Genomic DNA, 19,654 nt, shown 5'->3' on the forward strand with positions numbered 1-19,654 from the left:
AAGAGCTTCCCATGATCGGAATCGATAGAGACAGCGGGGCCACGGTCGACGACTGGCTGCAATTCGTGCAGCGCGCGACCCGAGCTCTGACCACGCCGCTGGGCACCCGGCAAAAACGGCCCTTGTACGGTTCGCTGATCCCCACGCTGCTGGGGCAAAACCTGGGCGACGACATCCTGTTGCTCGCCCAGAGCCACGCAGCCCAGGCGTTTTACAACCCGCAGAACGGCATCGGCGATTTCCAGCCCGGCGTGATCGTCGCCACCCGACAGGGCGCGGGATTGCTGTTGCGATTTGCGGGCACCTGGAAAAACCGCCAACAGACTTTCGAGGTCGTGACATGAGCATGTTGATCCCCGGCCAGAATCAGTTGGCCGAACCCTCCTTGATCAAGGTCGATGCCTTCGAGGATCTGCTCGCCGAGTTCAAGACCTTCGTGGTCGAGTACGTCGGCGCACGTTCGCCGCAGAGCGCGGAAAAGCTCAAGACCAGCCTGGAAAACGAAAGCGAACTGCTGACCCTGGCGCTCGAAGCTTTCTGCGTTCGCCTGCAAACCCACGAACGCAAATACAACGCTCGCATCAAGCAGATGCTGGCGTGGTGGGCCACCGGCAGCAACCTCGATGCGCGGTTGGCGGACATGGGCCTGGAGCGACAGTTGCTCGATCCGGGCGACCCGGCAGCGTTTCCGCCGGTGCCGGCGACTTACGAGAGCGACGATGACGCCCGGCTGCGCTATTACCTGGCACCCCATGCGCCGGCGGCGGGTTCGCGGATGCAGTACCGCCGCGAGGTCTTCACCCTCGGTGAACGGCCGACGGTGAAAGTCGAATCCACCGAGGCCGGTGTGGTGAACGTCACCTACACCTTCGACCCGGACGGCCTCGCCGCGCAGGTCAAGGACGGCAATGGTCGTCGCACCGCGCCTGGCGAAGTGCAAGTCACCGTGCTTGCCCGCGAGGGCGACGGTACGCCGTCCCCGACCTTGCTCGACGGCGTGCGCCGACACTTTGCCCGGCCCGATGTCTGTCCGGAAACCGACAAGGTCACGGTCAAAGGCGCAGAGATTCAGCGCTACAAAATCCGCGTCGTGGCCAAGATCAATTCCGGCCCGGATTCGGGCCTGACCAAAGTCGCCGCCGAGCAGCATCTGCAAGCCTACGCCGACAGTTGTCATCGCCTGGAAGGCCGGGTCGATCCGAGCTGGATCGACTACACGCTGCACAGCGCCGGCGCCGTGCAATTGCAGATTCTTGAGCCGCTGACACCGATCGTGTGCAGCGCGTTTCAAGCACCGTACTGCACGGCGGTCGAAGTCGAGGTGCAGACGCTATGACCGATCAGACACCGCGTCCGACCCTGCTGCCAGCCAATAGCTCGGCGCTGGAACGGGCACTCGACATCGGCTTCGGCGCATTGCTTGATCGCGTCGCTCCGCCGTTTCCCGAGCTGATGAACCCGGCCTCGACACCCGTTGCGTTCCTGCCGTATCTCGCGGCAGATCGTGGTGTTGCCGAATGGAGCACCGACGCACCGGAAGCGGAAAAGCGCCTGACCGTCGAACTGGCCTGGCCCACCGCGCGTCAGGCCGGTACTCGAAAAGCGCTGGAGAATGCCGCCAAGGGCTTGCAGCTCAGGCCGGAAATCCGCGCCTGGTACGAACAGACACCGCCCGGCGAGCCTTACAGCTTTTCCGTGCGGGCCTTCAGCGAACAACCCTACAGCGAAGCCATCGACGCCCGTCTCGACCGGCGCTTGGCTGATGCCAAGAGCGAGCGGGACGTGCTGTCGGTGTCGGTAGGGCTTAGCGCCTTCGGCAATCACGTCATCGGCGCCGCGACCTTCTGCGGTGAGCTGACCACGGTTTATCCGGTGTTCATCGAAGGGCTCGAGACATCCGGCGAGGCCTTCATGGCGGCTGCGCTGTACACCGTCGAAACATCCACTATTTATCCTCAGGGGGCCTGAATGGCTGACTATTACACCCTGCTCACCAACGCAGGGATTGCCTACGAAACCGCCTGCAAGGCAGCGGGCGTACCGATCAAGCTGACACAGATTTCCGTCGGCGATGGCGGCGGCGCGGTCTACAACCCGGCCGCGACGGCTACCGCGCTGAAACGCGAAGTCTGGCGCGGTCCGCTCAATGCGCTGTTCCAGGACGAGAAGAATCCGAGCTGGTTGCTCGCCGAAGTCACCATCCCGCCGGACGTCGGCGGCTGGTATGTGCGTGAAGCCGGACTGTGGACCGACACCGGGATTCTCTACGCCATCGTCAAATACCCGGAGTCGTTCAAGCCGGTATTGGCCACGTCCGGCTCGGGCAAAGAGTTCTACATCCGCTCGATTTTCGAGACCAGCAACGCCTCGCTGGTGACGCTGTTGATCGACGACACCGTGGTCAAGGCCACTCGCGCCTGGGTCATGAGCTACCTCGCCGAAGAACTCGGCAAACTCGACGGCAAACAGTCGGTTCGCGTAGCTGCGACTGGCAATGTCGTGTTGAACGGTGCACAGCAAATCGACGGTGTTGCAGTGGTTGCTGGCGACCGCGTGCTGCTGCCGAACCAGACCCTGGCCAAGGACAACGGCCTGTGGATTGTGGCGAACGGCGACTGGATTCGGGCCAACGATGCCAACGTCAGCGCCAAGGTCACCCCGGGCCTGACGGTGATGGTGGAAGAGGGCACGCTCAATGGCGACTCGCTGTGGCACCTGACCACCAATGCGCCGATCACCCTCGGCACTACCGCGCTGACATTCAAGATGCTCGCGGGGCGTACCGGGATTGCTGCCGGGACTTACAAGAGTCTGAGCGTCGACGAATATGGCCGCGCGACGGCCGGCTCCAATCCCGACACGCTGGCCGGTTTTGGTATCAAGGATTCGTACACCAAGGCTGAAGTCGAGGCGCTGATTGCCAAGGCATCGGCGTTGCCGGTGGGGTCGATTGTCGCGTTCCCGGTTGACTCGCCACCTCCGGGCTTTCTGGAGTTGGACAACAGCGTCAAGAGCAGCGCGACTTACCCGGACCTGAGCGCCTATCTGGGTGGCAAGTTCAACAAGGGGGATGAGGGCGTCGGGAATTTCCGCTTGCCGGAAGCGCGTGGGGAGTTCTTGCGGGGTTGGGATCACGGGCGCGGAGTTGACCCGGGACGGGCGATAGGCGCCTTACAGAGTGACCTCTTCGGCTCCCACAGCCATACCCATATTCCCGACAACTCAAAGGGCATTTCGAATATTGCGGTCGGGACTGTAGCGGGGTCAGGGCAATATGCAGTGACCGATGGCGGTAATGTGACCGGGTTTGTCGGTGGCTCTGAAACCCGTCCCCGCAACATCGCCGTCATGTGGTGCATCAAAGCCTGGAGCGCGCCGGTCAATCAGGGAAACATCGACGTAGCGGCACTGGTCAAGGAAGTTTCCCGGCTTGGATCTGCCGTTCCGGTGGGTGCCGTCATGGCATTCCCGACGGGGATCGTACCGCCCGGCTTTCTTGAGTTGAATGGCAGTGTGCAGAGCACTTCGACTTATCCGGATTTGGCGGCATATCTCGGCACCACTTACAACAAAGGTGATGAGGGTGCAGGCAACTTCCGGTTGCCGGAATCACGTGGTGAGTTCCTGCGAGGCTGGGATCATGGGCGAGGTGTAGACCCAGGTCGGGCGATTGGCAGTTGGGCGCCTGATGAGCTTAAGTCTCACGTTCACCAGGTTGATGCGCCTGCCAATCCGAGCGGATTTGGCCAGGACAAGGTCGCTCGTGGCAACCGCTCCGACAGCAACGGAACACCACAGACGACTGCCACTGGCGGTTCGGAAACCCGTCCGCGCAGCATTGCAGTCATGTGGTGCATCAAGGCCTGGAACGCGCCGATCAATCAGGGAAACATCGACGTCGCCGCACTGGCCAATGAAGTCGCACAGCTCAAATCTTCCGTTCCGGTCGGTGCTGTCCTGTCGTTTCCAACGGGCGTCGTTCCTGCCGGTTATCTGGAGCTGGACGGCAGTGTGCAAAGCATTGCGACCTATCCGGATCTGGCGGGTTATCTCGGCACAAAGTTCAACAAGGGGGACGAAGGTGCGGGCAACTTCCGGTTGCCGGAATCTCGCGGTGAGTTTCTGCGTGGTTGGGATCATGGTCGCGGTGTTGACGCTGGTCGGACAATCGGTAGCTGGCAAAAAGCGACGTTGGTTGCGCACGATGCGGTGACCTCGACAGCGCAGGCTATCCAAGCTGCCGCCTCATCTTGGAAACTCAATCCAGACAATAGTGGGAAGTCTCACCCGGTACTTGGAGGCGACGTTGCCTCTGCGGCCGACTATCCTTCCGCATTTTTCTCTTCTGGCGAAATCACCTCCCCTGTATCGCTGAATCAGGCGGCGCTGTTTACTGATGGGCACCTGGTTGGCACCCGTCCGCGCAACCTCGCCGTCATGTGGTGCATCAAAGCCTGGAACGCACCGGTCAATCAGGGAAGCATTGATGTCGCAGCGCTGGCTCCTCTGGCCCAGCAAGCGACCGAAATCAAGCAAGGCACAGCCAAACTCGCCACTCAGGTGCTGACCGATGCCGGGGCTGACGACACCACGATCGTGACACCCAAAAAGCTCCGCTGGGGATTTCAGATTCTCAAGGAAATCAACGGGTACATCATTTTCCCGTCCTGGCTCGGTGGATTGATCATTCAGTGGGGCAGGGTCTCCGGAAATGGTGGTACGGACATCGCCACCGCATTCCCGATCGCGTTTCCCAATGCCATGTACAGCCTGAACGCGACATTGAACTACACCCCAGGGTCGGCAGTGAACGGGTATGTGGATGTCGGTGTGTCAAGTCTCACTTCGTTTTATGGAAAACATACCTTTCCCGGGGTCACGGTCTTTCATTGGGTCGCGGTGGGCAGTTAAGGAGAGATCATGAAATACGCACTGTTTGACGAGAATTCGAACTTGCAAACCTGCCTGATTGAAGGGGTTCACCCGATCCCCGCTTCGGCAGTCAAAGTCGATGACAAGTTGTTTATCAGGTTGACCCAGGAGGCCGATGGTATCTGGCGTCGAGTAGGCGATGAAATTGTCAAAACGCCTTTCCCGCAAGTGACCCCTGACTATGCGCAACGGGTCGCCGACGAGCGCTATGAGCGGGAGGGTGCGGTCGTTTCCGTGGAAGGTCTCACGGTTGCAACCTCCCGCGACAGCGCGGGGATGATCTATGGCGCTGGCATCTCGGCGATCCTCGATCCTGATTACCGCTGCAACTTCAAAACGCTCGAGGGTTTCGTCGAGATCGGCGCGCAGCAGATTCTCGCGATTGCCAAAGCTGTCAGGGCGCACGTGCAGGCTTGTTTCGACCGCGAACTGGAATTGCTCCAGGCAATCGAGGATGGCACGTACTCCGATGAAATGCTCAAGGAAGGCTGGCCCGATTCCATGCCAGCTTCACCGACCTCCGAGCCTCAATAAAACGCCCCGCACCCCGGGGCGTTTTATTGTCCGCCCAACACATTCAACACCCGCCAAGCCCCTCCCAACGAGGGGCTTTCCCGTTTATGGAGAAACGAAAAATGGCAACCCGCCAAACCTACACCGTGCTCGTTCCATTCCCCACCGGCGGTGGGCACTGGTCGAGCGTCGGCCAGGAACTCGATCTGCTCGACGTCGAGGCCAGTGCCCTGCACAGCGCCGGTCGACTGGAGCTGAAAACATCTACCACCAAGGCCGTGAAGGCCGCTGCCAAGAAGGCTGACTGACTATGGCTGAGGTTCTGAACTTCGAGCACAACGGCATTACCGTCAATGCCACCGAATCCCCCGAGGCCATGGGTGGCCTGGGTGACAACGTCATCGGTCTGGTCGGCACCGCGCCGAAAGCCGATCCGCTGATTCCGCGTAACGCACCGTTTCGCATCAACAGCTTCACCACCCATGCGCTGCTCGATCCGACAGGTTCCGAAGAGGGCACCCTGTACCACGCCGTCTACCAGATCCTCAAAGTGGTCAAGGTGCCGGTGTACGTGGTGATCGTCGAAGCGGGCGCGACCCCGGCCGATACCGTCAACGCCGTGATCGGCGGTGTTGAACCGGCCACCGGCCGCAAGCTCGGTCTGGCCGCACTGGGCAGTGTCCCGGAAGACCTGACCATCATCGGCGCGCCGGGCTTCACCGGCACCAAGGCTGTGGCCAGCGAGTTCGCCTCGTTCGGCAAGCGCATCAAGGCCCGTGTGGTGCTGGACGGCAAGGACGCCTCGGTCGCCGACCAGGTGCTGTACAGCCAGGAACTGGGCGGTGCGGATCTGGGTTTCGACCGTTGCCTGGTGGTGCACAACATGCCTGCCGTGTACTCGAAAGCGGCGAAGAAAAACGTGTTCCTCGCGCCATCCAGTCTGGCGATTGCCGCGCTGGCCAAGGTCAAGCAATGGGAAAGCCCGGGCAACCAGGTGACCTACGCCGAAGACGTGTCGCGGGTCGTGGAATACAACATCCTCGACACCTCCACCGAAGGCGATCTGCTCAACCGCTACGGCGTCAGCTACTACGCCCGCACCATCCTTGGCGGCTTCTCGCTGCTGGGCAACCGTTCGATCACCGGCAAGTTCATCAGCTACGTCGGTCTGGAAGACGCGATCAGCCGCAAGCTGGTGAAGGCCGGCCAGAAAGCCATGGCGAAGAACCTGACCAAGTCGTTCATGGATCAGGAAGTCAAACGCATCAACGACTGGCTGCAGACCTTGGTCGCCGACGAAACCATTCCCGGCGGCAGCGTGTATCTGCACCCGGAACTCAACAGCGTCGAGAAGTACAAGAACGGCACCTGGTACGTGGTCATCGACTACGGCCGCTACGCGCCGAACGAACACATGGTTTATCAACTCAACGCCCGCGATGAAATCATCGAGCAGTTCCTGGAGGACGTTCTCTAATGTTTACCAACCGTAATCGCCAGGCCATCGCGGCCACCCTGCAAGGCCTGCCGCTGTCGGCGACCGTGGAGGAATTCACCCCGCCGAAGATCGAATTCGATGTGGAAAACATGACGGGCGGGCGCTTCATCGTCGAGGAAATGGCCAAGAGCGCCAAGGCACTCGGCGCCAAGCTGATCCTGCAGGGCACCGGCCCGGAAATCATGCTTGCACTGGGTGTGAAGCTGGGCGAAGACATCCTGCTGAACGTGCGCGAAGCCGGTCAGGATCAGGACGGCAACACCTGGTTCACCTACCACACCGTGGGCGGCAAGCTGAAGATCCTCGATGAGGGCACGATCAAAATGGGCGAGAAACCCAAGACCACGCTGGAGCTCTCCTGCCGGACTTACACCCGCCTGGAGAACGGCGTTCCGGTGATCGACATCGACGTGCGCACCCAGAAGTTCGTGCTCAACGGCGTCGACATCCTCGGTGATGCCCGTCGTGCGGTGCTGATGCCGTAAGCCTCGGCCAGAGGCAATCACAAAACCCTGTGGGAGTGGGCTTGCCCGCGATTGCGGCGGGGCAATCAACATCAATGTTGGATGTACCGACCTCATCGCGGGCAAGTCCGCTCCCACGAGGGACTGCAACACCCTCTCAAGAATCACCAAGGAATTCATACATGTCGTGGATGCCACCCAAGCATGACCTGTTGTCGCCGATCACCGGTGACGACGGCTCGCAGATCGAATCGATCCAGCTCAAGCCGCTGTTCTACGCCGCCCAGAAAGAAGCACTGGAACGCGCCGGCGACGACGAAGACGACCAGTTCTTCGAACTGGCGCTGCTGGCCACCGGCTTGTCGGTCAAGGAACTCGACCAGCTCAAGCGTCCGGACTACGTGACCATCGCGCAGTACGTTCACGAATTCTCGACCCGTCCGGCGTCGTTCTTTCTCGAACAGGTCGAAGACGCGGAAAAATCCGATGATCCCGATCAGGTGCAACTGCTGTTGCCGCTCGCCGTCACCGGCCGCACCGTGACTTCGCTGAGCCTGGAAATGCCGGCGCTGCGGGCCACCAAGGTGATGAAGAAACTGAAAACGGCCAAGGAACGCGCCGAGTTCATCACCGCCCATTGCACCGGCCTGATGATCCCTGATCTGGCCCTGTTGAGCGTGCCGGACTGGACCCAATTGCAGGTGCGCATCGACGATTTTTTAAACCAGCCGGCGGCCTTCTTTCAGAACGCGACATCGAAGTAATCCTCGATATCGTGCCGCTCATTTACCCGGTAAGTGAGGCGGAAATTCTGGAGTGGGACGCCGAAAAGGCGTTGCGCCGCTACGACATAGCGATCACTCGCCTTGGCGTGAAACAGGAGTAGAGCGGCATGGCAGAGAGCAAGATTTCGCTCATGAATGCCGGCGACAGCGCCGGCGCAGGGTTTGGCAGTATCACTCTGAGCACGGCCGCGCTCGCAGTTGCTGGGCAAACCGCGTTGGATCAGACCAGCGACCTGCGCCAGGCACTGCTGACGGCCAGCGGAAAAATCGTTCTGCTGACTTCGGCAATCGATGCATTGAGCGTGACCCTGTCCGCCTTGCGTGGGTTGCCACAGGCTGCGAGTGCCGGAGCGAAGAGTGAGTCATCCGGCGGGCAGAAAACACCGGAAAAATCCTCCGGGGGCGCTGAGCCTCCCGAGACGCGCAAGGCGGCGATGACCATGGATTCGGCAGCGGCCACTCTTGCGAGTGTGGCGCAGCTTTCCCGCGATGACGGGAAAGACATGGCCCTCACTAGCCTGAAAATGGCCAGTGCCACTCTGGTGGCCGCCGGAGGCACTACCGGGGTTGAGCTGGTCAGGATTGAAACACTGGCAGCCAAGGCGGGAGTCGGCAGCGAAGCGGTAAACGCCGAGGGCAAGAAACGCGAATTGCTCACTTTTGCCAGCGATGCGGCCATTACTGCATCGGCATTCAAAGTTACCGGGCTGGAAGCCGGTGAAATGTTGAAGGTCTGGCGCACTTCGATGAAGCTCTCGCGCGATCAAGCCCTTGATCTGGCGGATGCGGCCAATCATCTCGGCAAAATACCCGGAGATGTCCAGGCGGCTGATATTGGTTCTGTTCTGCAGCAATCAGGCGAGGCGGCAATCAGCGCAGGCTTGCAGCCTGAGCAGGCCGCGGCATTGACGGCAGCGCTGCTGAACAGCGGCGCGAAAAAAGACGATGCCGGCAATGCGTTGAAGAACATTTCCGATGCACTGGGCAAGGGCGATCAAGCCTCGATGGCCGAGAAAGGTGCCTGGAAGCAACTGGGCCTGGATCCCAAGGCAGTGGCCGAAGCCATGCGTGATCCTGACAAACAGAATGCCCAAGGCGCTGTTCTGTCGGTGCTTGCGGCCTTGAATACCAGACCGGTGGAGCAGCGCTCGACATTGGCCCGGACATTGTTCGCGGACAGTGGAGACGCCGCGTTGTCGCTGTCTCAGGACCTCGGCAAGGTGAACGAAGCCTTTTACCTGGTCAGCGACAAAAGCCGATACGCGACATCGAAGCTGGGTGATAAAAGCTCGGTAAGGGAGTCCGCACAGGCACTTGCCAATACTCAGCAGGGGCAATGGAACATCAGGAATGCCCGTGAGGAACGTTTGGCGGTCGCCAAAGGCAATGCACTGGCGCCGGATATCGAAACGCCCGGTGAGAGCCATTCGATAGACAGGCTGAGCGATCTGGCCGAGACCTACCCGAAAACCACGGGTGCAGTTCTGACGGCGACGGCCTGGATCAAACCGGTGTTCGACGCCGTGACCGATGCGGTGGTTGGTGAACTGAAAGACCGGGTCGGCAAAGGGATCGTGGATAAAGCCGCCAGTTACCTTCCCGGTCGTTCAAAGCTCGGCTTGTCTGCAGCAACCTCTGCGACGGCCGTGGCTGAAACTCAGGGCTTGGCTCTGGCCAGTCGCAGTGCCAGCGCTGGCAATGGTCTGAAAATACTGGAACAGACCGCAAGGGTTGCTGCTCCGCGGCTGGAGCCTGTGCTCGCATCGGTGCAGCCGGCCTCGCGCTGGATGCCTTGGCAGGCGAAGGCGGCGATTGGCGCTTCGCTTGTCGCCGAAGGTGTTGTCAGTGGTGACAAACAACAGATTGGCAAAGGTCTCGGTGCCGCCGGTGGTGCGTGGGCTGGCGCAGTCGCCGGCAGCTCGATCGGCGCCTCCATAGGAAGTGTGGGGCTGGCGCCGGGTATTGCACTTGGCGGTCTCATCGGTGGACTGGTCGGGGGATGGCTGGGTGCTGAAGGAGGGGAGTTTTTAGGTGAGAAACTGATGTCCAGCGCACCGGACAAACTCGCCCCGCCGGCCGAAGTCGCCAAAGACCTGGCGGGTGCACAGACGCAGAACCAGCAGATTTCCTTCGCTCCGACGATCCAGGTCACCTGTCCTGCCCCCGACACTGCCCAACAGATTCATTCGATTATCGAGCAACAGATTTCCGGTCAATTCCATGGCCAATTCATGCCGCTTTTGATGGGCGGTAACCCACTCGGGACGCGTCGCGATGCAGCCCTGACTGACGGAGCCGGTACATGAAACAACAAATGGCACTGGGCAGTTTCATCTTCGGTTTGTCCCGGGATTTTGCCTACAGCACGCTGTCGCGAAAATCCGAGGGTGGCTGGACCGAGTTGCAGATCCTCAACAGCAAACCCAGATCCCATCAGACAGGACAAAAGCCTGAAACCCTGACCATCTCCGGTACCTCGATGTACGCCGTGGGGATGGAACGGCTCGATGAACTTCGTGCGCTGCAAGCACTGCGTGCACCGTTGCCGTTGATTGACGGCATCGGCCGCAACTGGGGTTTGTGGCGGATCAACAGCATCGACGAAAACCAGAGCGAGGTCATCGATGACGGCACCGCGATGGTGATCAAGTGGGTCATCGGATTGTCGGAGTTCAACAATGCGTAAGGTACGAAGCGTGGCCGGTGATTCGGTGAATCTTTTGCTGTACCGCGAAACCGGTCGCAGCGATGACAGCGCCGAAGAAGCCCTGTGGACACTCAACCCGACCCTGGCCGAGCAGGGCCCGATCCTGCCGGCCGGTGTCTGGGTGACGCTGCCGGAACTCGATTCGAAACCCGCCGCAATCAAACCGGTTCTGGCCTGGGATTAAGGAGGCTGCATGGCACAGGGATTTACGCCGGCGATCGAAATCTACGGCGCCCACAAGGACCTGCTCAACCAGCGCCTGATCAGTTGGGAACACATCGATGCCGCCGGGATGGAGTCCGATCAACTGACGCTGGTGATCGACCTGGAAGGCCTTGAAGGCTTGCCGACCCTGGGCGGAACCATCGGGTTGCGGGTGGGGTATCTGGAGACCGGGCTGGTCGAAAAAGGCCAGTTCAAGGTCACTCGACTGACACCCACGCTGTTCCCGCTGCGCCTGACGCTGGTCGCGACCGCCGCGCCTTTCAGCGGCAAGGACGACACCGGATTCAAGGAACGGCGCACGGCCAGTCATGGCCCTACAACCCTTGGCGGACTGTTTCGCGAGCTGGTCTCGAGACACGGATTCTCGCCGCGCGTGGATCCCGAACTGGCGCTGATCAGGATCGCTCATGTCGACCAGTCGAACGAAACCGACATGGGCTTCATCACACGCCTGGCGAAAAAGTACGACGCGGTGGCCAAACCGTTCAACGACCTCTACGTACTGGCGAAACCGGCACAGCTCAAAAACCTGTCGGGCCAGGTCATACCGGACGTCAGGCTGGCGGTCACCCACAACAATCGACCGGGCGATCACGCCTTCATCAGCGCCACGCTGGAAGAAACCGCCCGCACCCAGAATCAGGGTTGCAAAACCTCATTCTGGGACAGTGCGCTCGGCAAGCTGCGCGAAGTGATCACCGGTTCCGAACCCTATAAGGTCATCCGCCAGAAACTGGCCAGCGAAGAAGAAGCCAAAGCCATCGGCGAGGCCGAAGTGCGCAAGATGCTGCGCGAGAAATACAAGCTGAAGGTCACCTGTCCGGGCGATCCGTTGCTGGCGGCCGAAGGTCTGCTGGTGCTCGACGATACCTGGCCGGATTTCATGCGCGGGCGCTGGTCGATTGAAAAGGTCACCGCCAGTGGCAAGCGCGAAGAAAGCTATCGCTGTCTGATCGAAGCGACCGGTCGGGATCCCGAGGCAAAAGCCAGGGACTGATCCCCCGGTCTCACCGCCACACACCTCACTGTGGTCACTCACACATCCTGGAACGCTCCCCATGAAGATCTCCCCGATCCTCACGCAGCTGCGTGCGCAATGCCCAAGCCTTGCCGGCCATATCGCGACAGGTGTCGACCTGGTGCTTCTGCAAGGCGACCCGAATCTGCCGATGCCCTCGGCCCATGTTTTACCGCTGGAGGATCTGGCCAGCGCCAGCACCGCACAGAACTCCGCCATCCAGCCGATCCGCGACCGCTTCGAAATCGTCCTGGTGCTTGATGCCACGGACGCTACAAAAGCGCTTGATCTGTTGCACGACCTGCGCGCCGAACTGTGGCGTGCGCTGGTGGGGTTCAAACCCGATTCCAACTACAGCGCCATCGTTTACGACGGCGGCGAAACGGTCTCGATCAACAGCAGCCGCGCGTTCTACCGGCTGCGCTTTTTTGCCGAGTTCCAGCTGGGCCGCAATCTGCCAAGTCAGCCTGCGGAGAGCTGGCACGAACGCGAACTGGACGGTTTGTCGTCCTTTACCGGGGCCACCGTGCGGGTCGATGCGATCGACCCGGCCGACCCCAACCTGAAACGCCCGGGCCCTGACGGGCGCGTGGAAATGACTTTCTCTGGAGACGTAACCCCATGAGCAACCGCATCACCGTAGTGCCGGCCGCCGGCCGTGCCGTGCCGGACCCGGAAGCCGGCGACCTGCTGCCACTGGAAGGCCGTGAAGTGCTGGACAGCGCCTGGTGGCGCCGGCGTCTGGCCGACGGCGATATCACCCTCAAAACCGCAACAGCCAAACAAAAGGGAGCCAAATAATGGCGATCGGATTCAGCAACATTCCTGCGGACATTCGTGTACCGCTGTTCTATGCCGAAATGGACAATTCGGCCGCCAATAGTGCGTCCTCGTCCATGCGCCGCCTGATCGTGGCGCAGGTCAACGACAACATCGCCCCGGGCGAAGTCGGCAAACTGGTGCTGGTTTCCAGCGTGGCGCTGGCCAAGAGCATTGGTGGCCAGGGCTCGATGCTGGCGTCGATGTACGAGACCTTCCGCAAGGCCGACCCGATCGGTGAGATCTGGTGCCTGCCGCTGCACAACGCCACCGGCGCCATCGCCAAAGGCGTGCTGACCCTGACCGGCACCGCGACCCAGGCTGGCGTGCTCAACCTGTATGTCGGCGGCGTCCGCGTCCAGGCTACCGTGGTCAACGGTGCCACCGCTGCCCAGGCGGCCAGCGCCCTGGCCCAGAAAATCAACGCCACCGCCGATCTGCCGGTGAGCGCTGCGGCCGCTGAAGGCGTCGTCACTCTGAACGCCAAATGGACCGGCGAGAGCGGCAACGACATCAGCCTGCAATTCAATCGCCTGGGCAAGAGCAACGGCGAAGAAACCCCGGCCGGCCTGACCACCGCGATCACCGCCATGACCGGCGGCGTCGGTGTGCCTGACCAGGTTGAAGCGGTTGCTGCACTGGGCGATGAGCCGTTCGAATTCATCGCACTGCCATGGTCCGACCTGGCCACCCTCAACACCTGGCAAGCGGTTATGGACGACAGCACCGGTCGCTGGTCGTGGGCCAAGCAACTGTTCGGTCACGTCTACAGCGCCAAGCGCGGCACCGTCGGCACGCTGGTGGCAGCCGGTCAGGCACGCAACGACCAGCACATGACCATTCAGGCGCTGGAGCCGGGCGTTCCGCAACCGGTGTGGGTACAGGCCGCAGCACTGGCTGCGCGCACGGCGGTGTTCATCTCCGCCGACGCCAGCCGTCCGACCCAGAGCGGCAGCCTGCCAGGCGTCGATCCGGCCCCAGCGAGCGAGCGCTTCACCCTGACCGAGCGTCAGTCGTTGCTCAACTACGGCATCGCCACCGCGTACTACGAAGGTGGCTACGTGCGCATCCAGCGCTCGATCACCACTTACCAGAAGAACGCTTACGGCCAGGCTGACAACTCGTACCTGGACAGCGAAACCATGCACCAGTCGGCGTTCATCGTGCGTCGTCTGCAAAGCGTGATCACCAGCAAGTACGGTCGCCACAAACTGGCTTCCGACGGCACCCGTTTCGGCGCCGGCCAGCCGATCGTCACCCCGGCGACCATTCGCGGCGAGCTGATCGCCCAGTACGCCAAGCTCGAACTCGAAGGCCACGTGGAAAACGCCGAGCTGTTCGCCGAGCACCTGATCGTCGAGCGCGACGTGCAGGACCCGAGCCGCGTGAACGTGCTGTTCCCGCCGGATTACATCAACGGTCTGCGCGTGTTCGCACTGCTCAACCAGTTCCGCCTGCAGTACGACGACGTCGCCTGATCGGCCCGTTTGACACTGTGATTTCAGCCCACCTTGCGTGGGCTTTTTATTTGAAGGGAGTAACACCATGGGTCAACTGATTGCAGGCACCTGCTACGTCAAGGTCGACGGTGCACAACTGACTATCAACGGCGGCTGCGAAGCCCCGCTGATGGCCGTCAAACGCGAAACCGTCGTGCCGGGTTTCTACAAGGAAACCGACATCGCGCCATCGTTCAAGGTGACCGCGCTGCACACCGCCGACTTCCCGCTGAAGAAGCTGATCGAAGGCACCGACATCACCGTCACCTGCGAATTCAGCAACGGCAAAGTCTATGTACTGGCCGGTGCCTACCTGGTCGAAGAGCCCGTCTCCAAAGGCGATGACGCCACCATCGAACTGAAATTCGAAGGCATCAAGGGGACCTGGCAATGAGCGGCGCCGTGAAGCTTCAGGTTGCGATCGAAGCTCACGGCGAGCCCCTGACCGAACTCGTCCTGCGCCGTCCGACGGTGCAGGAGGTGCGAGCGATCAAGGCGCTGCCGTACAAGATCGACAAGAGCGAAGAGGTCAGCCTCGACATGGACGTGGCGGCCAAATACATCGCCGTGTGCGCCGGCATTCCGCCGTCGTCGGTCAACCAGCTGGACCTGGCTGACCTCAATGCGCTGAGCTGGGCCGTTGCGAGTTTTTTCATGAGTGCGGCGTCGGAGCCATCACCGACCTGATTTCGGTCGCCTATGACCTGGCCTGGTTCTGGAAGGTTGACCCCGAACAGATGATGGCCAGGCCACTGGATGTGCTTCGCGAATCGCTGGAGCACGCGCAACGGATCAATGCGATGCAGCAGGTGCAGTGATGGCAGAAGAAACCAAAGCTAAAGCGTCGGTGCTGCTTACCGGCATCGACGAACTGTCACCCAAACTCGGCGCCCTGCGAGTGAAGGTCGATGACTTCAAGAAAAACCTCGAACAGACCGGCCTCGGCAAACTGGACATCAGCGGTCTGTTCAAGGGCGGCAGCGTGATTACGCCGTTCGTGGACGGCATCAAATCGGCTGCGGCGTTTCAGGGCAAGCTTGCCGAGGTCAGCGAGACGGCGAAAACCGTCGACCTGCCGGAAACACCGAAAGCCGCCGCGCAGAACATGAATGTGTTCAGCGCATCCATGGAGAAGGTATCCGCTGCGGTGGACGCCGCACTGGTGCCGGCGGTGGGCGCATTGGTGGTCGGGCTGGAGCCGATGCTGACCCAGGTCGGCAGCCTGCTGGCCGACAACCCGAAACTGGTCGAAGGCCTGGCAGCGGGGGCGATTGCGTTTTCCGCCATGCAGGCCGCCGTCACCGGTATGACTCAGGTGATGGACGTCATGAGCATGGTGCTCAAGACCAACCCGATCATGCTGATCGCCATGGGCATTGCCGTGGCGGCCGGTTTGATCGTGGCCAACTGGACACCGATTTCCGCGTTCTTCACCGGATTGTGGGAGAGCGTGAAAAATGCCGGGGCCAGTGCAATGGCGACATTGCGCTCGGTACTCGACTGGCGGCCGCTGGAGGCACTGGCGGCGCTGTGGGAACCGGTCACCGGTTTCTTCTCGGGGATCTGGGACAAGGTCAAGGTCGTGACCGCGCCGGTGATCGACTTCTTCAAGTCGGTTTTCTCGTGGTCGCCCGCAGGCCTGATCCTGGAAAACTGGGGGCCGTTGACCGGTCTGTTTTCGGCGATCTGGGAACTGCTCAAGGCCTTGAGTGTGCCGGTGATGGCGTTCCTCAGAAACCTGTTCGACTTCTCGCCGATGCAGATGATCAACAGTGCGTGGGGCGGTGTTGTCAGGTTCTTCGAACCGATGTTCAGCGGCCTGCGAAAAGCCGCGCAAACGGCGAAAGAATTCCTGGTGTCGTTATTCGACTTCTCGCCGATGCAGATGATCAACAGTGCGTGGGGCGGTGTTGTCGGGTTCTTCGAACCGATGTTCAGCGGCCTGCGAAAGGTCGCGCAACCGGCTAAAGATTTTCTGGTGTCGTTGTTCGACTTCTCGCCCATGCAGATGATTACCAGCGCCTGGGGCGGTGTTGTTGCGTACTTCCAGCCGGTGTGGACGACGCTGCAATCGGCCGTGCAAAGCACCCGGGATACGTTGCGGGCACTGTTCGATTTTTTCCCGATGGAAATGATCACCAGCGCCTGGGGTGGTGTTGTCGGATTCTTCGAACCGATCTGGACGGCACTGCAAACGTCAGTGCAACAGGTCAAAGGCTTTTTCACCGGTCTGTTCGAGTGGTCGCCACTGGAGCAGATTGCGCAGTACTGGCAGCCGATCGGTGAGGTTTTCTCGGCGCTGTGGGGTGTTGTGCTGGCGCTGTCCGCGCCGGTCGTGGACTTTTTGCACGGCCTGTTCGAATGGAAACCCCTGGATCAGATCATCGAGAGCTGGGGGCCGATTGTCGGGTGGTTCGGCGAGTTGTGGCAAAAGCTGCAAACCGTCATCGCGCCGATCAAGGAGTTGTTCGATGGAGGTTTCGCCGGGCTGATCGCCAAGGTCACCGGCAAGGTCGAAACCCTGACTGAAGCGCAACGCCAGACCAATGCCGAAGGCAAGGGTGAACTGGCGCCGGCCTTCTTCGGTGCCAGTCCGAAACCCGAGGGTGGCAGTGCGTTGCAGGGCGGTTCGTTGCCGCAATCCTCTGGCGCCCTGATCCAGCAAAGCGCCGCCAACAACCGCACGCAACTCGAAGGCGGCCTGACAGTACGCTTCGAAAACGCGCCGGCGGGGCTGCGCACCGATCAACCGCAAACCAATCAACCGGGGCTGGCGCTCAGTTCGCGCATCGGCTATCGCTCGCTCTCCATGGGAGGTTCCAATGAACTGGCGTGACCGTTTGTTGCCGGCATCCTTTCGCGGTGTCGGTTTCTGGATCGACCAGGCGAAAACCCCGGTCGGTCGCAAGGGGCAGTTGCACGAATACCCGCAACGCGACCTGCCGTTTTTCGAGGACCTCGGCCAGCAGGCCAAGACCCACGACCTGACGGCGTTCATCATCGGTGCCGATTGCCTGGAGCAGCGCGACAAGCTGCTCCAGGCCCTGGAGCAGGGCAGCGGCGAACTGGTGCATCCGTGGCTGGGACGCTTGCAGGTCAAGGTCGGCGAGTGCGACATGACCCACACCCGCCAGGACGGCGGGATGGTGACGTTCAGTCTGAAGTTCTACCCGGACCGACCGCTGCCGTTTCCGACGGCGACGGTCAGCACGCAAAAAGTCCTGCTGATCAAGGCCGACGGTTTGCTCGGCTCGGCGGTGGCGCGCTTCGAACAGGCGATGACCCTGATCAAGGCCGCGCGGATCGGCATCGCCAATCTGCGCAACAGCCTCACCGGGGTGTACGACGTGATCAAGGAACAGCTCAAACCGCTGATCGCGCAGTACAAGCAGATCACCGAGCTGGTCAGGGCGGTGAAGGAATTGCCCAAAGAAGTGGCGGCGGAGTTCAAGGGGTTGCTCGGCGATATCAAGGAGCTGAAAGCATTCGCGAAGGAGGGCTACCGTGGCGTGATTGCCGACGTGTCCCAACAGATCGAAGCCATCCGCAAGGCCGATGCGCCGAAAATCACCACCGGCAAGGACACCAACGCCGCCGCGCAAGCGATGGCCAACCTGGTACAGGACACCCTGATCGTCAAAGTGGCGCAGTGGGTGGCCTCGATGCCGGTGGCGTCGACACCGGTGAAACTGACCTCGACACCTTCGCTGGACCAGCAATCGAAGCAGCCGGTCACGCGCCAGGAGGTGCCGGTCACCGACGATCTGCAAACGCTGCAAAAAGAGTTGAACGAAGCGCTGCAAAAGGCCCAGGACAAGGCCGACCCCGCGCACTACCAGGCCATCGCCGATGTGAAGGAAGCGCTGATCGCGCACCTCAAGGCCGTGGCTTCGTCCGGTGTACGACTGGTCAGCAAAACCTTTCAGGAAACCTTTCCGGCAGTGGTCGTGGCCTACAAACAGTTTGGCGACGCCACCCGTGTGACCGAGGTCATTCAGCGCAACGGTCTGTCTCATCCGAGCTTCCCACCCAACGAAGTCAAAGTTTCCAGGGAGTGAGCCATGAGCGAGATGGACAACCGCGTCACGCTGACCGTCGACAACATGGAATACGGCGGCTGGAAAAGCGTGCAGATCACAGCGGACCTGGAGCGCCAGTTCCGCACCTTCAAACTCGACATCACCTGGCAATGGCCGGGGCAGACCGTGGATCAGCGGATCAAGGCCGGCGACCCGTGCGAAGTGCGGATCGGCCAGGATCTGGTGCTCACCGGTTATGTGTTCAAGGCCCCGATCAGCTATGACGGGCGGCAGATCAGCCTGAGCATCGAAGGCAGTTCCAAGACCCAGGATCTGGTCGATTGTGCGGCGCGAAATATCCCCGGCCAATGGCAGGATCAATCGCTGTTGAGCATCGTCCAGGCCCTGGCCGGGGAATACACGCAGTTTGTGGTCAACGAAATTCCCGAGACCGCACGCCTGAGCAAACACACCATCGTTCCGGGTGAAACCGTGTTTCAGTCGATCGACCGTCTGCTCTCGCTGTACCGGGTGTTTTCCACCGATGACGCCGAGGGGCGGCTGGTGCTGGCCAAACCGGGCAGCGGCGGCCGCGCGAGCGATGCGCTGGAGCTGGGCAAGAACATTCTCTCGGCCAATGCGCCGATGGATCACAGCCAGGTGTTCTCCGAATACAAGGTGATCGGCCAGCAAAAGGGCAACGACAAGAAGAGCGGGGCGGCAGCCAGCGAAGTGGAATCGACGGCGACCGACCTGAGCTTCAAACGCCGGCGCACCACGATCATCAACGAGGGCTCGCAACTGACGTTCGAACTGGCCCAGCAGCGGGCCCAGTGGGAAAGCGCCACGCGCATGGGCCGGGCGCTGACCACCACGTATCAGGTGCAGGGCTGGCGCCAGTCCAACGGCGATCTGTGGCGCCACAACACGCTGGTGAAGGTCAAGGATCCGGTACTCGGCTTCGATGGCGACATGCTGATCTCCAAGGTTACGTATTCGTTGTCGGCGCAAGGCTCGGTGACCACGCTGCAAGTGGCGCCGCCGCATACCTTCGACGCCAATCCGACGCCCCCGAAAAAAACCTGAGCCTGACGCCGAACCTGACTGGCATCACCTGACCCTGTGGGAGCGGGCTTGCCCGCGATAGCGGTGGTTACCGCAAACACTACTTTGCC

General features: G+C 61.2%; 21 protein-coding genes. All 21 read left to right on the forward strand.

Annotated elements, in window-relative coordinates; genetic code table 11:
* Positions 1 to 11: 11 nt before the first annotated feature.
* The 21 genes from ACTJK7_RS22850 (at position 12) to ACTJK7_RS22950 (ending at position 19,565) form a co-directional block, all read left to right on the forward strand.
* Positions 12 to 344, forward strand: a complete 333-nt coding sequence (locus ACTJK7_RS22850) for a hypothetical protein (RefSeq protein WP_007954853.1) — start codon at positions 12 to 14, stop codon at positions 342 to 344.
* Positions 341 to 1,336: a baseplate J/gp47 family protein gene (locus ACTJK7_RS22855; protein WP_440780709.1), complete on the forward strand. Its 996-nt coding sequence runs from the start codon at positions 341 to 343 to the stop codon at positions 1,334 to 1,336. Before ACTJK7_RS22850 ends, ACTJK7_RS22855 begins: the two co-directional genes overlap by 4 nt.
* A complete protein-coding gene (locus ACTJK7_RS22860; RefSeq protein ID WP_323151108.1) occupies positions 1,333 to 1,968 on the forward strand; it encodes a phage tail protein I in 636 nt (211 codons plus the stop codon). Before ACTJK7_RS22855 ends, ACTJK7_RS22860 begins: the two co-directional genes overlap by 4 nt.
* Positions 1,969 to 4,911, forward strand: a complete 2,943-nt coding sequence (locus ACTJK7_RS22865; RefSeq protein ID WP_323151109.1) for a tail fiber protein — start codon at positions 1,969 to 1,971, stop codon at positions 4,909 to 4,911.
* Positions 4,912 to 4,920: 9 nt separating this feature from the next.
* Complete coding sequence (locus tag ACTJK7_RS22870; protein ID WP_323151110.1) at positions 4,921 to 5,466, forward strand: DUF4376 domain-containing protein; 546 nt, start codon at positions 4,921 to 4,923, stop codon at positions 5,464 to 5,466.
* A 101-nt stretch (positions 5,467 to 5,567) separates the two neighbouring features.
* Positions 5,568 to 5,753 carry a hypothetical protein gene (locus ACTJK7_RS22875; protein ID WP_085612311.1) on the forward strand — a complete coding sequence of 62 codons (186 nt, stop codon included), beginning with the start codon at positions 5,568 to 5,570 and terminating at the stop codon, positions 5,751 to 5,753.
* A gap of 2 nt (positions 5,754 to 5,755) precedes the next feature.
* Complete coding sequence (locus ACTJK7_RS22880) at positions 5,756 to 6,922, forward strand: phage tail protein (RefSeq protein WP_074691321.1); 1,167 nt, start codon at positions 5,756 to 5,758, stop codon at positions 6,920 to 6,922.
* Complete coding sequence (locus ACTJK7_RS22885) at positions 6,922 to 7,428, forward strand: phage major tail tube protein (protein ID WP_064379035.1); 507 nt, start codon at positions 6,922 to 6,924, stop codon at positions 7,426 to 7,428. The genes ACTJK7_RS22880 and ACTJK7_RS22885 overlap by 1 nt, the downstream gene beginning before the upstream one ends.
* 161 nt (positions 7,429 to 7,589) lie before the next feature.
* On the forward strand, positions 7,590 to 8,171 hold the full coding sequence (locus ACTJK7_RS22890) for a phage tail assembly protein (protein WP_064379036.1): 582 nt from the start codon (positions 7,590 to 7,592) through the stop codon (positions 8,169 to 8,171).
* Positions 8,172 to 8,299: 128 nt separating this feature from the next.
* A complete protein-coding gene (locus ACTJK7_RS22895; RefSeq protein ID WP_108559851.1) occupies positions 8,300 to 10,498 on the forward strand; it encodes a phage tail tape measure protein in 2,199 nt (732 codons plus the stop codon).
* A complete protein-coding gene (locus ACTJK7_RS22900; RefSeq protein WP_064379038.1) occupies positions 10,495 to 10,878 on the forward strand; it encodes a phage tail protein in 384 nt (127 codons plus the stop codon). Before ACTJK7_RS22895 ends, ACTJK7_RS22900 begins: the two co-directional genes overlap by 4 nt.
* The gene (locus tag ACTJK7_RS22905) at positions 10,871 to 11,083 is read left to right on the forward strand and encodes a tail protein X (RefSeq protein WP_064379039.1); all 213 of its coding nucleotides are present in this window, start codon (positions 10,871 to 10,873) and stop codon (positions 11,081 to 11,083) included. Before ACTJK7_RS22900 ends, ACTJK7_RS22905 begins: the two co-directional genes overlap by 8 nt.
* Before the next feature lie 9 nt (positions 11,084 to 11,092).
* Positions 11,093 to 12,121 (forward strand): phage tail protein, encoded by a 1,029-nt coding sequence (locus ACTJK7_RS22910; RefSeq protein WP_108559853.1) that lies wholly within the window; start codon positions 11,093 to 11,095, stop codon positions 12,119 to 12,121.
* A gap of 61 nt (positions 12,122 to 12,182) precedes the next feature.
* The gene (locus tag ACTJK7_RS22915; protein ID WP_108559855.1) at positions 12,183 to 12,767 is read left to right on the forward strand and encodes a phage tail terminator protein; all 585 of its coding nucleotides are present in this window, start codon (positions 12,183 to 12,185) and stop codon (positions 12,765 to 12,767) included.
* Positions 12,764 to 12,943 carry a DUF2635 domain-containing protein gene (locus ACTJK7_RS22920; RefSeq protein ID WP_007954893.1) on the forward strand — a complete coding sequence of 60 codons (180 nt, stop codon included), beginning with the start codon at positions 12,764 to 12,766 and terminating at the stop codon, positions 12,941 to 12,943. The genes ACTJK7_RS22915 and ACTJK7_RS22920 overlap by 4 nt, the downstream gene beginning before the upstream one ends.
* Positions 12,943 to 14,439 (forward strand): phage tail sheath subtilisin-like domain-containing protein, encoded by a 1,497-nt coding sequence (locus tag ACTJK7_RS22925; protein WP_064379042.1) that lies wholly within the window; start codon positions 12,943 to 12,945, stop codon positions 14,437 to 14,439. Before ACTJK7_RS22920 ends, ACTJK7_RS22925 begins: the two co-directional genes overlap by 1 nt.
* Before the next feature lie 67 nt (positions 14,440 to 14,506).
* Positions 14,507 to 14,854, forward strand: a complete 348-nt coding sequence (locus ACTJK7_RS22930; protein ID WP_007908779.1) for a phage tail tube protein — start codon at positions 14,507 to 14,509, stop codon at positions 14,852 to 14,854.
* Entirely contained in the window at positions 14,851 to 15,147 is a 297-nt protein-coding gene (locus ACTJK7_RS22935; protein WP_003222226.1) for a phage tail assembly protein, read from the forward strand. The genes ACTJK7_RS22930 and ACTJK7_RS22935 overlap by 4 nt, the downstream gene beginning before the upstream one ends.
* 130 nt (positions 15,148 to 15,277) lie before the next feature.
* Positions 15,278 to 17,296 (forward strand): phage tail protein, encoded by a 2,019-nt coding sequence (locus ACTJK7_RS22940; protein WP_323151113.1) that lies wholly within the window; start codon positions 15,278 to 15,280, stop codon positions 17,294 to 17,296.
* Positions 17,283 to 18,518, forward strand: a complete 1,236-nt coding sequence (locus tag ACTJK7_RS22945; protein WP_108559859.1) for a DNA circularization protein — start codon at positions 17,283 to 17,285, stop codon at positions 18,516 to 18,518. The genes ACTJK7_RS22940 and ACTJK7_RS22945 overlap by 14 nt, the downstream gene beginning before the upstream one ends.
* 3 nt (positions 18,519 to 18,521) lie before the next feature.
* On the forward strand, positions 18,522 to 19,565 hold the full coding sequence (locus ACTJK7_RS22950) for a phage baseplate assembly protein (RefSeq protein ID WP_323151115.1): 1,044 nt from the start codon (positions 18,522 to 18,524) through the stop codon (positions 19,563 to 19,565).
* Positions 19,566 to 19,654 lie beyond the last annotated feature (89 nt).

This window comes from Pseudomonas sp. 22085 (genome assembly GCF_052045815.1).
Classification (GTDB): Bacteria; Pseudomonadota; Gammaproteobacteria; order Pseudomonadales; family Pseudomonadaceae; genus Aquipseudomonas; species Aquipseudomonas glycinae.

What these genes read in the sequence shown, in the direction of transcription:
- ACTJK7_RS22890 (WP_064379036.1), top strand. Translation starts at nt 7,590, where the DNA reads ATGTCGTGGATGCCACCCAAGCATGACCTGTTGTCGCCGATCACCGGT.
- ACTJK7_RS22895 (WP_108559851.1), top strand. Translation starts at nt 8,300, where the DNA reads ATGGCAGAGAGCAAGATTTCGCTCATGAATGCCGGCGACAGCGCCGGC.
- ACTJK7_RS22930 (WP_007908779.1), top strand. Translation starts at nt 14,507, where the DNA reads ATGGGTCAACTGATTGCAGGCACCTGCTACGTCAAGGTCGACGGTGCA.
- ACTJK7_RS22885 (WP_064379035.1), top strand. Translation starts at nt 6,922, where the DNA reads ATGTTTACCAACCGTAATCGCCAGGCCATCGCGGCCACCCTGCAAGGC.
- ACTJK7_RS22910 (WP_108559853.1), top strand. Translation starts at nt 11,093, where the DNA reads ATGGCACAGGGATTTACGCCGGCGATCGAAATCTACGGCGCCCACAAG.
- ACTJK7_RS22860 (WP_323151108.1), top strand. Translation starts at nt 1,333, where the DNA reads ATGACCGATCAGACACCGCGTCCGACCCTGCTGCCAGCCAATAGCTCG.
- ACTJK7_RS22875 (WP_085612311.1), top strand. Translation starts at nt 5,568, where the DNA reads ATGGCAACCCGCCAAACCTACACCGTGCTCGTTCCATTCCCCACCGGC.
- ACTJK7_RS22945 (WP_108559859.1), top strand. Translation starts at nt 17,283, where the DNA reads ATGAACTGGCGTGACCGTTTGTTGCCGGCATCCTTTCGCGGTGTCGGT.
- ACTJK7_RS22870 (WP_323151110.1), top strand. Translation starts at nt 4,921, where the DNA reads ATGAAATACGCACTGTTTGACGAGAATTCGAACTTGCAAACCTGCCTG.
- ACTJK7_RS22925 (WP_064379042.1), top strand. Translation starts at nt 12,943, where the DNA reads ATGGCGATCGGATTCAGCAACATTCCTGCGGACATTCGTGTACCGCTG.
- ACTJK7_RS22850 (WP_007954853.1), top strand. Translation starts at nt 12, where the DNA reads ATGATCGGAATCGATAGAGACAGCGGGGCCACGGTCGACGACTGGCTG.
- ACTJK7_RS22950 (WP_323151115.1), top strand. Translation starts at nt 18,522, where the DNA reads ATGAGCGAGATGGACAACCGCGTCACGCTGACCGTCGACAACATGGAA.
- ACTJK7_RS22905 (WP_064379039.1), top strand. Translation starts at nt 10,871, where the DNA reads ATGCGTAAGGTACGAAGCGTGGCCGGTGATTCGGTGAATCTTTTGCTG.
- ACTJK7_RS22940 (WP_323151113.1), top strand. Translation starts at nt 15,278, where the DNA reads ATGGCAGAAGAAACCAAAGCTAAAGCGTCGGTGCTGCTTACCGGCATC.
- ACTJK7_RS22915 (WP_108559855.1), top strand. Translation starts at nt 12,183, where the DNA reads ATGAAGATCTCCCCGATCCTCACGCAGCTGCGTGCGCAATGCCCAAGC.
- ACTJK7_RS22900 (WP_064379038.1), top strand. Translation starts at nt 10,495, where the DNA reads ATGAAACAACAAATGGCACTGGGCAGTTTCATCTTCGGTTTGTCCCGG.
- ACTJK7_RS22920 (WP_007954893.1), top strand. Translation starts at nt 12,764, where the DNA reads ATGAGCAACCGCATCACCGTAGTGCCGGCCGCCGGCCGTGCCGTGCCG.
- ACTJK7_RS22880 (WP_074691321.1), top strand. Translation starts at nt 5,756, where the DNA reads ATGGCTGAGGTTCTGAACTTCGAGCACAACGGCATTACCGTCAATGCC.
- ACTJK7_RS22855 (WP_440780709.1), top strand. Translation starts at nt 341, where the DNA reads ATGAGCATGTTGATCCCCGGCCAGAATCAGTTGGCCGAACCCTCCTTG.
- ACTJK7_RS22935 (WP_003222226.1), top strand. Translation starts at nt 14,851, where the DNA reads ATGAGCGGCGCCGTGAAGCTTCAGGTTGCGATCGAAGCTCACGGCGAG.
- ACTJK7_RS22865 (WP_323151109.1), top strand. Translation starts at nt 1,969, where the DNA reads ATGGCTGACTATTACACCCTGCTCACCAACGCAGGGATTGCCTACGAA.